The sequence below is a fragment of the Pontibacter sp. FD36 genome, assembly GCF_015686655.1.
GTDB lineage: Bacteria > Bacteroidota > Bacteroidia > Cytophagales > Hymenobacteraceae > Pontibacter.
In genome coordinates, this window is the sequence record NZ_JADPMP010000007.1 from 168,240 (window position 1) to 182,138 (window position 13,899).

General features: G+C 52.4%; 11 protein-coding genes. 5 read left to right on the plus strand and 6 right to left on the minus strand.

What is annotated here, in order from left to right; genetic code table 11:
* The first annotated feature begins 367 nt into the window (after positions 1–367).
* Positions 368–1,522: an acyl-CoA dehydrogenase family protein gene (locus tag I0P70_RS11420; RefSeq protein ID WP_230392137.1), complete on the plus strand. Its 1,155-nt coding sequence runs from the start codon at positions 368–370 to the stop codon at positions 1,520–1,522.
* A 14-nt stretch (positions 1,523–1,536) separates the two neighbouring features.
* On the plus strand, positions 1,537–3,069 hold the full coding sequence (locus tag I0P70_RS11425; RefSeq protein WP_196117838.1) for an ATP-binding protein: 1,533 nt from the start codon (positions 1,537–1,539) through the stop codon (positions 3,067–3,069).
* Here I0P70_RS11425 and I0P70_RS11430 read toward each other — a convergent pair.
* Entirely contained in the window at positions 3,066–4,094 is a 1,029-nt protein-coding gene (locus tag I0P70_RS11430) for a hypothetical protein (RefSeq protein ID WP_196117840.1), read from the minus strand. The two genes, I0P70_RS11425 and I0P70_RS11430, sit on opposite strands and share 4 nt — an antisense overlap.
* A gap of 285 nt (positions 4,095–4,379) precedes the next feature.
* Between I0P70_RS11430 and I0P70_RS11435 the strand changes: the two genes are divergently transcribed.
* A complete protein-coding gene (locus I0P70_RS11435) occupies positions 4,380–5,903 on the plus strand; it encodes a malate:quinone oxidoreductase (protein WP_196117842.1) in 1,524 nt (507 codons plus the stop codon).
* Positions 5,904–5,920: 17 nt separating this feature from the next.
* Here I0P70_RS11435 and I0P70_RS11440 read toward each other — a convergent pair whose 3' ends face one another.
* The gene (locus I0P70_RS11440; protein ID WP_196117844.1) at positions 5,921–8,155 is read right to left on the minus strand and encodes a molybdopterin cofactor-binding domain-containing protein; all 2,235 of its coding nucleotides are present in this window, start codon (positions 8,153–8,155) and stop codon (positions 5,921–5,923) included.
* Between the two features lie 8 nt (positions 8,156–8,163).
* Positions 8,164–8,637, minus strand: coding sequence for a (2Fe-2S)-binding protein (locus I0P70_RS11445; RefSeq protein ID WP_196117846.1), 474 nt, complete (start codon positions 8,635–8,637; stop codon positions 8,164–8,166).
* Between the two features lie 50 nt (positions 8,638–8,687).
* On the opposite strand from I0P70_RS11445, the gene I0P70_RS11450 reads away from it, so the two are divergent.
* Positions 8,688–8,870, plus strand: a complete 183-nt coding sequence (locus I0P70_RS11450; RefSeq protein ID WP_196118110.1) for a hypothetical protein — start codon at positions 8,688–8,690, stop codon at positions 8,868–8,870.
* Between the two features lie 17 nt (positions 8,871–8,887).
* Here I0P70_RS11450 and I0P70_RS11455 read toward each other — a convergent pair whose 3' ends face one another.
* Positions 8,888–10,819: a M13 family metallopeptidase gene (locus I0P70_RS11455; protein ID WP_196118090.1), complete on the minus strand. Its 1,932-nt coding sequence runs from the start codon at positions 10,817–10,819 to the stop codon at positions 8,888–8,890.
* Between the two features lie 446 nt (positions 10,820–11,265).
* On the opposite strand from I0P70_RS11455, the gene I0P70_RS11460 reads away from it, so the two are divergent.
* Positions 11,266–11,829 (plus strand): YceI family protein, encoded by a 564-nt coding sequence (locus I0P70_RS11460; RefSeq protein ID WP_196117848.1) that lies wholly within the window; start codon positions 11,266–11,268, stop codon positions 11,827–11,829.
* On the opposite strand, the gene I0P70_RS11465 is transcribed toward I0P70_RS11460, so the two are convergent.
* Both I0P70_RS11465 and I0P70_RS11470 read right to left on the minus strand, forming a co-directional pair.
* Entirely contained in the window at positions 11,804–12,271 is a 468-nt protein-coding gene (locus tag I0P70_RS11465) for a GNAT family N-acetyltransferase (RefSeq protein WP_196117850.1), read from the minus strand. The genes I0P70_RS11460 and I0P70_RS11465 overlap by 26 nt on opposite strands.
* Before the next feature lie 10 nt (positions 12,272–12,281).
* Entirely contained in the window at positions 12,282–13,895 is a 1,614-nt protein-coding gene (locus I0P70_RS11470) for a class I SAM-dependent methyltransferase (protein WP_196117852.1), read from the minus strand.
* Positions 13,896–13,899: the final 4 nt, after the last annotated feature.

Sequence of the window (13,899 nt, forward strand, 5' to 3'; positions counted from 1 at the left end):
AAGCAGGCAATAACCACGCCATACCTCTCCTGGTTTTATCAGAGGCCTTACGGGTAAAAACACTTTCAGGACACCTGAATTTGTTACTGGGCCACGGCTGACAACGCAATTAACCTGCATTTTATTCAATTTGTCCCTAACGTGCAACGACTCCTGTGTTCAGTACCATATATCCTTAAACCTGTACCTGTAAAAGGCAGTATGTGATTTCGGAAGCACGATTCTGCCCGTCATTTTTTTATCTGAGGCAGCAAACACCTGGATGTGTAAATTAGTTATAGCCTGATATTATAGGTAGTTTTGTACAAGCGGCTTTATGCAATAGAAGCAATTTATACCTACAGCCGTTCACCCAATGCCCTATCACATGAACTTAGATCAGATCCTGCAGCTGGTAAACCAGACGACACAAACCGTCATTCAAGATGAGGCTCCCCGTGTAGACCAGGAGGCACAGTGGCCCGAAGAAAGCATCAGGGCCCTGCAGCGCAATGGTCTGGCCGGATTGGTTGTGCCCCGCGAAGAAGGCGGTATGGGGCAGGGGCTCTACGCACTGGCACGTGCCTGCGAATCCATTGGTACTGTGTCTGCCTCTACGGCGCTTTGCTATGGGATGCACTGCGTTGGGACGGCGGTGATTGCGGCAAAGGCAACTAACCAACAGCGGAAAGAGTTTTTGCAGCCGATCGCTGCCGGCGAGCACCTGACCACACTGGCCTTGAGTGAGCCCGGCACTGGGTCTCACTTTTATTTCCCGCAGACGCTGCTCCTGCTACAAGCTGATGAAGAGTACCTGATCCGCGGCAGCAAAACCTTCGTGACAAACGGAGGCAAAGCGGACTCCTATGTGGTGTCTACAATGGGTATAGAACCTGATGCCACCTTACATGAGTTTTCCTGCGTGGTGGTTGAAAAGGATCGAAGTGGCCTGGAGTGGGGCGCTGAATGGAAAGGTCTGGGCATGCGTGGCAATTCTTCCCGCAGCCTTACGCTGAATGATGTGCGTGTACCGGTACAAAACCTGCTTGGGGAGCGGGGTGATCAGCTCTGGTACGTGTTTCAGGTGGTGGCTCCATTTTTCCTGACAGCCATGTCGGGCACTTACCTGGGTATAGCACAGGCAGCCTTTGACAATGTGCGTCAGCACCTGATGGACCGGACGCATCGCCACAGTGGCATGTCCCTGTCACAGCTGGCCCTGCTGCAACACCGTGTGGGTATGCTGTGGGCCAAGATCGAACGCACCCGCCGCCTGATCTATCATGCCACCGAACTGGCCGACCAGGGTGACCCTGCGGCTGTACTGCCTATATTATCAGCCAAAGCAGAGGTAGCACACTGTGCCGTAGATGTGGTGAACGAAGCCATGACACTGGCCGGTGGCATTGCCTACCGCGATAACTCCCGCCTCGATGTGCTGCTGCGCGATGCCCGTGCCGCCCACGTAATGGCACCGACCACCGACCTGCTTTATACCTGGCTCGGAAGGGCGCTGCTCGATCAACCTATTCTGGATAGCTAAACCTGGCGACCAAGATGAAATGTGTCTATTACATAGGACTGCACGAAGATACCCTGCACCTCTTTCAGGAAGAGCTGGAGGAAATCACTTTGCAGGCAGTCGGGGAAGAAGATATACTGCGAGACAGTGCCAGCCTGGCGTCCTGTGACACGCTGCTGGTAGGTGAGCAGGTCCTGAACCCGGTCCGTATCGCACAGGAGTCATACTCCAGGGACAAGGCCATTTCTATCCTGTTGATCAATGATAAAGCAAACCACCAGAAAGTAAAGAATGCTCTGCAGTTTGCGCCCTTTGTGGGTCCGACCATACAAGCCGTTACAAATGAACTCGGTACCGGCTTAGTTCCGATCGTGGAGGATGCTGTGCAACGTACCGAACAGCGTCGCAGTTATGTGCGCATTCGATCCGCCAGCTCTTCCATTACGGCCTTTACGCCTAACTACATGGAGAAAGTCCGGGTCAACTACATGGCCCGTGTATTGGATGAGGCACCGATCGGAGCAGCGCTACTGGCAAAGGATGGCACGGTGCTCAACGTGAATAATTACATTGTGCGCCTGCTGGGCCGCACCGACCGGGAAATACTAGGCATTGCCTTTGCCGACCATTTTCCTATAAATGAACGGACCGCTCTGCAGGATTTTATTTCCGACGGTTACCATAGCAAGCAGAAGCGCATTTTTGAGCTGGTAAAAGGTGATACCCACAAGTTCTTGGAGATATCGATTGGTGATATTGATGCCGAAAGTTCCTCTCCTTACAAGATCGTGATCGTTAATGATGTGACAGAGGCCACACAGGCCCGGCAACGCACCTTGGCGCATGTGGATGAACTGCAGAAGCTCAACGAAGAACTCCGGGTAGTGAACGAAGACCTGGACACCTTTGTATACACAGCCTCGCATGATCTCAAATCACCTATCCTCAACATAGAAGGCCTGGTTAACCTTTTGGAGGAAAGCCTTAGTCAGCAACTGGGAGAGGTGCCCGAATTGGAACACATCCGGCGCTCGGTAGAGCGCTTCAAGGCCACAATCGAGGACCTGACAGAAGTAGCCCGCATTCAGCGCAGTTTTGGACAGGAGGCGAGCGAGCTTAGGGTAGCAGACATGGTAGCCGATGTACAGCAGCTGCTACAGCCCGAAATAGACAAAACCGGTGCCGTGATTGAAGTAGACATCCAGCAGGCTCCGCATATTTTATTTTCCCGAAAAAACTTTAAAAGCATACTGCTCAACCTGATGAGCAATGCAATCAAGTACTACGCTCCGCAACGTCAACTTCACATTAAGGTCCGGACTGCAATAGAGCAGGACCGCTTTATGCTGAGCGTGCAGGACAATGGCCTGGGCATTCCTGCTGGCAGACAGGACAGAGTTTTCCAGTTATTCAAACGGATGCATATGCACGTGCAGGGTAGTGGCATAGGCCTCTACATAGTGAAGCGTATTGTAAGCAACAGCGGCGGCACGGTAACTGTAACAAGTAAGGAAGGGGAGGGCACCACTTTTACAGTTTCATTGCCTGTGCAAATCAAGCGCCCTTAGTCCACCCTCAGCCATTCCAGGGCATCCTCCTCCGCCAGGAAGTAGTGAGCCTGATGATTTAGGGCAGCCTGCTTTAGCTTCTTGCCTATATTTTCGCTGCTCATTTGCTGCAGGGCATCTGCAGAGGTTATCACCGCCAGTTTTCGCAGGTTTAGTTTAGGGAGCATTTGCTGTGCTGTTGAAATCAGCCAGCCCTGATCTTCGAGGGTGAGCACCCCCAGCCGCTGGTTATTGAGCAGCAGTCGCTCTAAGCGGTGCTCCATCAAGGCGCGGGCTGCCTTGAGCATGCCATACCGGTACTGTCTGCTCTGCGGCGCTTTTTTCCAGCGGATGTTCATGATGCTTTTCGCCTTGTCCAGCATGATCGATACAAAGTCTGTTTCAATGCTGATCAAATCCGGAAGCGGCTCGGGCACGCTGGTCGGATTACCGCTCTGAGCAGGAGCAACGGCTACAGTGGCCTGGCCTCTGGCCTTCAGTCCCGAGCGTATCATTTTCAAATTGAAGTGAAGTGGAATCCGGATGAAGTCTTCACCCGAAACTGCCTGGTAGTCATCGCCCATCAACCAGCGCAATGCCTCTTCCCGGTCTTCAAACATCCTGGCTTCATAGGGCATTTTTCCCAGTTTCAGTATCGCTTCGCGCACCAGATTATTTTGCTCCTGTGTCGGCACTAAACGGGCTACCTGCCTGATTGAGGTATACTGTAGCGCATCGGTCATGAACTTTTGAGCCCACTGCCGGTCTTCGTTAGACACGTGGTATTGCACCGGTATCTCGACTAATATAAGTTCTGCCTTCAGGATGGCAACTGCACGGGCTAACAGGCGAACAGATTGCCTTAGTTCAGCTGAGGTCGTGATACGTTCCCATTTGCAGCACAGCAGTTTGAACTTCGGACAAAAGCGTACAGAGAGAATATCGGCTTGCTGCTGGTCAGCAGTTGGATAGAGTGATTTGGAACCAGCATACTGAGGTATTGGGAAATTCAAAAAGGAGATACTCATATTTAACATTTGTTTCATAAGACAGCTGTGCTGTCAGTAGGTTTTGGTAGCGTATTGGTTGTGTGAGATGATTTACCAACCGCAATATAAGTATTTGAGTTCAAGGTGCTTATAAAATATTGTAAACTGCTCTCCCAAAGAAAGAAGCACCACCCATTCACCCTCAGATTCTTGCCGTTCACCCGCTGGAATTCTACTTTGGCCAATAGTCCGGAACTTGAAAAAATTAGAATGATTTTCGGATAGCATACCAAAAACGGGTAACTACGTAGTATAGCTACTGAACAACAAGCTTGAATTTTTATGAAAACTGGACAAGGACTGCCTGATGTTTCGGAGGCGGATGTAGTACTGATAGGAGCGGGGATTATGAGCGCCACGCTGGGTATGATGCTAAAAGAGCTGCAGCCTGATCTGCGGATCACGGTGCTCGAAAGGCTGGATGAAGCTGCCGCAGAAAGCTCGGACGCCTGGAACAATGCCGGTACCGGCCATGCCGCCTTCTGTGAACTGAATTATACCCCTGAAAAAGCGGATGGTACAATCGATACTTCCAAAGCCGTCAGCATCGCCGAGTCCTTTGAAATATCACGGCAGTTCTGGGCATACCTGATCCAGGAAGACCACATAAAGATCCCCGAAAACTTTATCCGGAGTATTCCCCACATGAGCTTTGTGTGGGGCGATGCCAATGTAGAGTTCCTTAAAAAGCGCCATGCTGCCCTTACCAAATGCCATCTGTTTGAGGGGATGGAGTATAGTGAGGACTGCGAACAGCTGAAGTCCTGGATTCCGCTGGTAATGGAGGGACGTGACCTGCTGGAGAAAGTAGCGGCTACGCGTATGGATCTGGGCACTGACGTTAATTTCGGCGCGCTTACCCGTTGCATGTTTGAGCAATTGAGCAAAATGGAAGGTGTGCAACTACACTTTGGCTATGACGTGCGCAGGCTGAAGCAACGGCCAGACAACCGCTGGAGCGTGCGTGTGAGGCACCGTGAGACACGGGTGAATCATAAGGTAAGAGCAAACTTTGTCTTTATCGGGGCTGGTGGTGGAGCCCTGCCACTGCTGCTTAAGTCAGGTATACCAGAGGGCAAGGGTTTTGGCGGTTTTCCGGTGAGTGGCCAGTGGCTCAAGTGCACCAATCCGGACGTGGTCGAGCAGCACCAAGCCAAGGTATACGGAAAGGCTTCTGTCGGCTCCCCGCCTATGTCGGTTCCCCACCTCGATACCCGCTTTATCAATGGTAAGCGGGAACTGCTTTTCGGCCCTTATGCCGGCTTCACGACCAAGTTCCTGAAGAATGGTTCTTTCTTTGATCTGCCACTCTCACTCAAAGTAAACAACCTGCACCCGATGCTGTCAGCAGGCGTGAAGAACATGCCGCTGACGCAGTACCTGATCAACCAGGTGCGGCAGTCACCTGACGAGCGGGTAGAAGCCTTGCGACAGTATTACCCCGAGGCCCGCGGTGAAGACTGGAAACTGGAAGTAGCCGGACAGCGGGTACAGGTCATCAAGAAAGGACCGAAAGGGGGCGGTGTGCTGGAGTTTGGAACCGAAATAGTCGCTGGTGCGGATGGTTCGCTGGCAGCCCTGTTGGGGGCCTCTCCGGGTGCCTCTACGGCTGTTTCCATTATGATCAGCCTGCTCGACCGCTGCTTTCCGGAGAAAATGCAGAGCGAAGCATGGCAGAAAAAGTTGAAAGAGATGATTCCCTCTTATGGCGAGTCCTTGGCCAAGGATGCTGAACTGCTGCGTAAAGTACGCAGTTGGACTAGTGAGGTGCTAGGTCTGCAGAATACGGTTAGAAACGAAGTATAGGTAGAAGTCAGATATCGTTATGACTTATTGTTTAGGATCTTATCCGGGGTGATGGGCAGGTCGCGCATGCGTTTGCCTGTCGCGCGGTAGATGGCGTTGGCGATGGCAGCAGCGGTCGGTCCCTGTGCTGCTTCTCCGGCCCCTAGCGGAGGAAGCTCTGGCCGGTCCAGCACCAACACTTCCACTTCTGGCACTTGCCTGAATCGCAGAATGGGGTAGGTGTCCCAGTTACGGCTTGTAACGCGGCTGTTGTCGTAGGTGACCTGCTCCAGCAGTGTCCAACTGGCAGATTGTATCATGCCGCCCTCTGTCTGGTTTTTAAGTCCGTCGGGGTTGATGGTCTGCCCGGCATCAATAGCACCTACCAGTCGGATCAGCTGCAGTTCCTGTGCCTTCCTGTCATAGGCTACTTCTGCGGCTACTGCAAAGTAGGCCGCCTCGTTCTTGTACTGCGCAAAGGCTATACCTAATCCAAGGTCGGCTTTAGAGCGCTTATCCCAGCCAATTCCTTTTGCAGCAGCTTCGAGTACCGCTTGTCCACGTTCGTCACGGAGGTGCTTCAGCCTAAATGTGAGCGGGTCCTGCTTGGCCAGCACAGCCATTTCGTCCATGAATGACTCCAGCGCAAATATGTTGGCGTAGGCACCCAATGCACGAAGTGCTGAGGTCCGGAGCGGACCAGTAAAAGGGTGGGATACAATCCGCACATCCGGTAAATCATACAGCGGGTTCGCATTGCGGTGGTTGCCGCCTGAGTAGCCTCCGCTAGGCTTCTCAAAAGGATCTTCCAGGTATTGGGCTGCCAGAAGGTGGCCGGCTTCACCGCCCGGGCGGGTGCTGTGGGAGTCTGACCAGATCTGGGTATCCCAACCGACGATTTTCCCATGCTTGTCCAGGCCGGCCTGTAGCTGCAGGACCATGGCAGAACCATAAGGCTCCCAACTGTGCTCATCCTCGCGCATCCACTGTACCCTTACCGGGTGGCCGGACAGACTGCGAGCCAGCAAGGCGGCATCGGCTGCCACGTCGTCAGCGCCGTTATGGCCATAGCACCCTGCGCCGGGTACTCCGATCACGTCTATCTGCTCTTTGTCGAGCTGCAGCATGTCTGCGATGGAGTTTCGGAGCGGATACACGCCCTGGCTGTGCGTCCAGATAGTGAGTCGGTTTTCTTCCCACAAGGCTAGCGCGCAGGAAGGACCCATAGAGGCATGCATGTGATAGGGTCGGGTATAGGTGGCTTCGTGTAGGAGGGCGGCTGTTTGGAGGGTGTCTTGTATACTGTCACTTTCTTCCACGGCCTGCCCTTCGCGTACCTTTTGCATGGCCTGGAACAGCTCTTCCTGTGGAGGCAATGCAGGTCCAGACTCCCACGTGGCCTCTGCCTTCAATGCCTCCAAAGCCTGTATTGCCTGGTACTCTTTTGTGGCAATGACGGCAGCAAAACTGCCATTCCGCACCACTCTCAGCACGCCCGGCATTTTTGAGACCCGTTGTTCAGGTATAGCCTGCAGGGTAGCGCCATAGCCAGGCTGGCGAAGAACGCGGGCGTGCACCATCCCCGGTAAGCGCATATCGTGTACAAACACTTCCCCGCCGGTGGCCATTTGAATGATTTCCTGCCGGGGTACAGGCTGACCGACCAGTTGATAATCGGCCGGGTTTTTTAGGGGGGCATTGCCACTGATCTTGTCGCTGATCTTTTTGCCGCTGAGCAGTTCCCAGTAGCTGATGCTTTGCTGGCTGTTGCCTTTTGCCTGTACTACTCCATCCCTTACTACCAATTGATCTGCTGCCACACCCAGCTTTTCTTCCGCTAATTGTAGCAGGCGCATACGGGCTTCTGCTGCTGCCTGTCTGATGGCCCGGCCACTGCTTTCAATCGAGCGACTGCCCGCTGTGTAGCGTTCGTCGGGCGTCTGCCTGGTATCCGCTGTGATGATGCTCACCCGATCCATGCGCACATCCAGCTCTTCTGCTGCCATTTGCATCAGGGCGGTGCGTATACCTTGCCCAAGCTCCTGCTTGCCGGTGATGACGGTCACGGTGCCGTCTTCCCGCAGCCTGATCCAGGAGTCAATGTCGTCCGCACCTGCCCGGCCAGGCTGTTCCTCAACTTTGGTCTGGTCGCCATCCTTGTTGTCGGGGCTGCACATGACCATCGGGAAAAGGCTGAACCCGATCAGCAGCTGACCGGACTGTTTCAGGAAGGAGCGTCGGTTGACAGGGGGAAGTTGGTAGGAGTCTTTCATGGGGAGGCTTATCCTTTGTTGCTGGTTCCGGCTGCGCGTTGCACTGCCTTCAGTATGCGGGAGTGGGTGCCACAGCGGCAAAGCACCCTATTCATGCCTTCTTTTATATCATCCGGCCCTGGCGATGTCTGCTGGTCGAGCAGGGCTTTGGCGGTGACCACCATACCGTTCAGGCAGTAGCCACACTGGGCAGCCTGCTCTTCCTGAAAAGCCAACTGCAGTGGATGGGGTTTTTCGGCAGTGCCTATACCTTCGAGTGTTGTGATCTTCGCGTTACCGACAGCAGATACAGGCATTACGCAGGAAGTTCGTGCCTCCCCGTTTACGAGTACCATACAGGAGCCGCATTGGGCAATGCCGCAGCCGTATTTAGGTCCGTTAAGTTGCAGGTCATCCCGAAGGATATACAGGAGAGGGGTGTCCTTGTCAGCCGTGACAGAAACCTGACGACCATTAATGTTCAATCTGAATTGCTGCGACATGGCGGTGTACTTGCGGTTGGAAGCTTGCTGCTTACTATAAGCTTATCCTTTTGGGTTACGCTCGGGTATCACTTTGGTTACCAGCTCTGTCCGCCTCAGATGGTATAGGTATAGGTATAGGTATAGGTATAGGTATAGGTATAGGTATAGGTATAGGTATAGGTAGGCGATTCAGTTATAAACTACTAAAACAGCAAAGCCCTCCCGACAGTATTGTCGGGAGGGCTTTGTAAAATAAGCTTAGCGCTGATTACCAGATTCTGATTCTGTTCTCTGGCGCAATGTATAGCTTATCACCTGGCTTCACATTGAAGGCCTTGTACCAGGCATCCATGTTCACTGGGGCACCGATAGTACGGTATTTGCCCGGTGAGTGCGTGTCTGTCAGGATAAGCTGTGCTTCTGTTTCAGGAAGGATGTTGGTTCTCCATACCTGTGCCCATGAGAGGAAGAAGCGCTGATCTGGCGTAAAGCCATCGATCTTCTTGTTCGACTTACCCTGCTTGGTCATCTTAAAGGCTTCGTAAGCAGCGCTCAGTCCACCCAGGTCACCAATGTTCTCACCAAGGGTTAGCTTGCCATTCACATGTATCGTGTCCTGTACGGTATAGTCGTTGAACTGCTTCACCAACTGGTCAGCTTTCTCCTGGAAACGGGCACGGTCAGTGTCCGTCCACCAGTTTCGCAGGTTACCGTCTTTGTCGTACTGGCTACCGGAGTCATCGAAACCGTGAGAGATCTCGTGACCGATCACAGCACCGATACCACCGTAGTTCACCGCATCATCCGCGTTTGGATCGAAGAACGGGAACTGCAGGATACCTGCCGGGAACACGATCTCGTTCATCACCGGGCTGTAGTAAGCGTTTACAGTCGGAGGCGTCATACCCCACTTGGTTCTGTCTACTGGCTTGCCCAACTGGCTGATCATGTCATTGTAACCCCACTGACCGGCGTTACGCACGTTCTGGAAGAAGGTATTGCGGTTCACTTCCAGGCCTTCGTACGTTTTCCACTTCTCAGGATAGCCTACTTTCGGACGAAAGGTATAGAGTTTAGCAAGGGCTTTCTCCTTTGTCTCAGGTGACATCCAGTCCAGACCTTTGATGCGGATCTCGTAGGCTTTGATCAGGTTAGCGATCATTTCGTCCATACGAGCCTTTGCTTCCGGCTTAAAGTGTTTCTGTACGTACAGCTGTCCAAGTAGCTCACCTATAGTGCCATCTGTTAGTTGTGACATGCGCTGCCAGCGTGGCGTCTGTACCTTTTGGCCAGACAATGTCTGGGTGAATGCAAAGTTGGCATCTACAAATTCAGAGCTCAGGTATGGCGCAGCAGACTTCAATACGTTGAACTGCAGGTAAGTCTGCCAGTCAGCCACCGGAGTAGACGTGAGCATGGTGTTCAGCTCTGTGAAGAACTTCGGATTGTTCACCAGGATCGTATCTTCACCCGTCACTTTCAGCTTCGTCATCAGCTGCTTCCAGTCCATGTTTGGCGTGGTCTTGCTGAAGTCGGCTACTGCAAATTTGTTATAAGTCTTGTGCGGGTCGCGCATCTCTACACGGGCCATCTGCGCCTCAGCCATTTTCTTCTCGATGTTGAAGATGGTCTCAGCATTTTTCTGTGCAGTCGCCTGGTCTGTGCCGGTCAGCGTGAAGAGTTTTGTGATGTAAGTTTTGTAGGCATCCTGAATACGGGTGCTGCGGGCATCATTCTTCAGGTAGTAATCGCGGTCAGGCAGGGTCGTACCACCCTGGCTCAATTGTGGAATCATTACCTCTACGTTCTTGCGGTCCTGGCCCACGTAGAAGCCAAACATTGGAGCTGCGGCACCTGTGCTACGCAGGTAGGCTACTTCGTTCAATACAGCGTTGATGTCCTGCAAACCTTTGATGCGGTCCAGGTCTGCTTTGATCGGGGTATAGCCCAACTTGTCGATGGCAGCGCTGTCCATGGCGGCGGCATAGAAGTCACCCACACGCTTCTCTACTGAACCAGCAGGGGCATTGGTTTTGGCAGCAGATTCGTTCAGAATCGTGCGAACGGCAATAATGTTGAAGTCGCGGAGCTGGTTAAAGCTTCCCCAGCGGGTTTCCTTGGCCGGAACCGGGTTGTTACGCAGCCATACGCCATTGGCATAGGTATAGAAGTCGTCACCTGGCTTCACTTTCGTGTCCATGTTCGACTTGTCGATGAACTTGGCCTGGCTGGCAGGTTTACCACCATTCTGTGCGGAAACCTCTACTGCGCAGAAAGTTGCTGCTCCGAAAAGCAACAGTCTCAGGCGGTTTTTCCAAACAGACGACTCTTTCACAGTCTGTGACAGATTAGCAGTGTCTTTTGTGTTTTTCATGTTAGATTGATTGTTTTAAAATGCTCAAACAGATGCCCTTTGGACAGGCCTCGTTTGAATGCCCTAAAATAAGGCTAATTAGCGAAATAATGCTGTTTATTTTTTCTTGCCGCTGTGAGCTTACTACCCTTTGGGCGATTCAGTTACCATAACATAGAAATACTGTTTATAGTTTGCTGGCCGGCCATTGCACCTTTAAAATGCTTTGCATGGTAGCATGTCTTTGAAGTGCTCGATCAACTTTGGTCGGGGCCTGATAGTATACTAAAGGTATGAAGCGAACTGCCTTTCAGACTCTGTTATTTGGCCTTGCTATACTCATAATGGCTTTCCAGCCTGTGTCTGAAGCCTTAAAGCAAAAATCACACTCTGCTTTTCCGGAAAGCAGGATTACCTACACCTTAAAGCATACTTTGCATACGGTGAACGGGGAAAGTGCACAGGTCAACAGCCAATTGTTAATGGTTGATGGCAAAGGCATTCAGCAGGTTGAAGTATCGGTGCCAGTGCGCTCTTTTGATAGCGGCAACCGTGCCCGGGACCGCGATATGCTGGAAGTTACTGAAGCAGACAAATACCCAACAGTTTCCTTCGTCAGTTCAAACATCAGTGAGCACAACGGCAACCTGACCGTAACAGGGGAGCTTACTTTTCATGGTGTAACCCGGGAGATTCAGTTCGTGGCACAACAGCAAAGGCAGCAGCAACGGCTGCTTGTGACCGGTGGATTTGAGATCAGCTTGGAAGAGTTCAGGATTAAACGACCCTCCATATTAATGATGAAGGTGAAGGATAACCTGCAGGTAAATTTTAATATGCTTTATCCGGTTGAGTAGAAATTCGCCTGCTCATCAAGAGTCGCGGACTGTTGTCCAGGTAATAGTCTGCCTCTTCCTGCTCCTCGGCAAAGCCAAGCCGGGTATAGATGCTGATGCCAGCTGCATTGTCAGGGTGTACTGTCAGGTATAGGATGAAAGCGCCCTGTTTTTCCATCGAGGCCATAGTAGCCGCCATCAGCTTCTCACCAATACGCTTGCCCCGGTGCGCAGGAAGTACGCCGAGAGAGAGCAGCCAGCCTTTCCTGTTTTCTCTGTCAAGATGTGCCAGCATGTAGCCTACCACTTCTCCTCCGGTTTCAGCTACCAGCAGGTATTCCCCCGTGATATCATAGAACTGACGCAGCACAAAAAGCGGATAACTGTCAGCGCCGAACAACAACTGGTCGATGGCTTTCACTGCCTTGAGATCACCGAGTTCTGCTTTGCGGATAGTCAGCATAGGTATAGCTTCACTGAGTTTTACCCTTAAGCAAATTGATGCTGATCGTAGCCAGGTCAGAGTCCGGGAAGCGACGGAAAGCACCTTTGTCGGGATGCAAACCAGCTTCTCCTGCCACTTTATGAAATACTTCCACCTCTACGATATATTGATCTGAGAATCCATGGGTTGCGTCATAGGCAGTTGCGGCCGTTTTGCCCAGGTTGGCAGCTGCCAGAGCAGGAGGGATGGTATGCAGTTCCATGGTCAATAGGCCGAACTTATCCACATAAGGCGTCCACTTTTTGAGGTGCTCCAGCAGGTTGTCCTCCACCTCATTGTTGCTGATCCGCTTGCCTCTGAAAGCAAAGGCTCCAGTAGACTGACTCAGGCGGTTCGGATCGCGTTGCGCCGGACGCTCCCAGATCCTGTTATGGTCCAGGAAGGTGCGCACGTTGAGGAGCTCGCGCAGGTCAATGTTGTAGTTCTCGCGCAGGTCATCTGCCAGCAGGTCCGGGCGACCGATGTCACCCCAGATCACTTTAGCCCAGATATCCGCCTTGATCAGGTTAGCCCGGGTTACTTTGAGGGCAGCCTGGTTATAGTCAGCCCCCACCAGGAAGAGCGGGTGCTGGTCCAGTACTTTACCGCGTTCGGTCTGCCGCTCGATCACATCAAACATGTGCTGCAAAAAGGCGCCGTTGCCGCATCCCATGTCCAGTATACCTTTTGGCTGCTCATGGATAGGCCGGTTGAAAAGCTCGATGATGATTTCGTCGATCACGTTGAAGTAGGTAGCATGCGCACCGCCGCTGCCCCATACATTCATTTCGCGGTCCACATGCAGTTCAGGTGAGCCTTCAGGCTTGTCCCAGAGCACATTCGGGTTGCCGAAGATCAGGTCGTCGAGGTGGCGGAAGGTAGGAATGTACGATACAGTCACACCATACGCGCTGCCCCGTTTGGCAAAAAACACGCCCTCTTCAGTGTATTCGTACTGATCACGCACTTTGTGGAACCAGCCCAGGTGAGCGAACAGGTCCAGTATTTTGCGGAAGTCTTCATGATTTTCATGAAATTCCTCCGGGCTGAAGCGGCTTTCCATGAAGTACTTGTGAAACATTCCATTCATACCCAATAACACAATGGTAGGCCCCATCAACAGACCTTCAATGTGCTTCAGTACCTGCACCTGCACACTTCGCTCTTCTTCGTTGGCAGGTTCTGTCAGTCCGTAGCCCGCCTTATACCTGTCTGCTACTTTTGCCCAGAATTGGTAAGGCTCTTTCTCAAACTTGCGGGCGTGATACTGGCCAGAGAGCTGCATCAACTCCACCACATCCTTATACAGGTGTACCAATGGGAAAGCCATTCGGCCTCTTTCGGTCACACGGTAAGAGATCCGGTCGGCTGCATTGTCGAGGTCCTGTGACAGCCAGCCCTGTGAGCAGAGCACGCGCAGCGCCACATTCAGGTAGCCGTTGTTCGCTTTAAACTTAGTCACCAGCTCTTCCAGAGTTGCTTCCTGCTCTTGTAGCAGATAATCTAACACACCGTGTTTGTGGAGGCTGAAAGCCGTAGGGGCTGTTACAATACCATCCAGGTGACGGAAGATGGTTTCCCGAAGTTCGCTTTTACTTCTCATATCA

Bases quoted from the DNA above. Each gene is read 5' to 3' on its own strand.
- I0P70_RS11440 (WP_196117844.1), bottom strand. From the start codon at position 8,155: ATGAAAGACTCCTACCAACTTCCCCCTGTCAACCGACGCTCCTTCCTG.
- I0P70_RS11435 (WP_196117842.1), top strand. From the start codon at position 4,380: ATGAAAACTGGACAAGGACTGCCTGATGTTTCGGAGGCGGATGTAGTA.
- I0P70_RS11455 (WP_196118090.1), bottom strand. From the start codon at position 10,819: ATGGACACGAAAGTGAAGCCAGGTGACGACTTCTATACCTATGCCAAT.
- I0P70_RS11460 (WP_196117848.1), top strand. From the start codon at position 11,266: ATGAAGCGAACTGCCTTTCAGACTCTGTTATTTGGCCTTGCTATACTC.
- I0P70_RS11425 (WP_196117838.1), top strand. From the start codon at position 1,537: ATGAAATGTGTCTATTACATAGGACTGCACGAAGATACCCTGCACCTC.
- I0P70_RS11470 (WP_196117852.1), bottom strand. From the start codon at position 13,895: ATGAGAAGTAAAAGCGAACTTCGGGAAACCATCTTCCGTCACCTGGAT.
- I0P70_RS11465 (WP_196117850.1), bottom strand. From the start codon at position 12,271: ATGCTGACTATCCGCAAAGCAGAACTCGGTGATCTCAAGGCAGTGAAA.
- I0P70_RS11420 (WP_230392137.1), top strand. From the start codon at position 368: ATGAACTTAGATCAGATCCTGCAGCTGGTAAACCAGACGACACAAACC.
- I0P70_RS11445 (WP_196117846.1), bottom strand. From the start codon at position 8,637: ATGTCGCAGCAATTCAGATTGAACATTAATGGTCGTCAGGTTTCTGTC.
- I0P70_RS11430 (WP_196117840.1), bottom strand. From the start codon at position 4,094: ATGAAACAAATGTTAAATATGAGTATCTCCTTTTTGAATTTCCCAATA.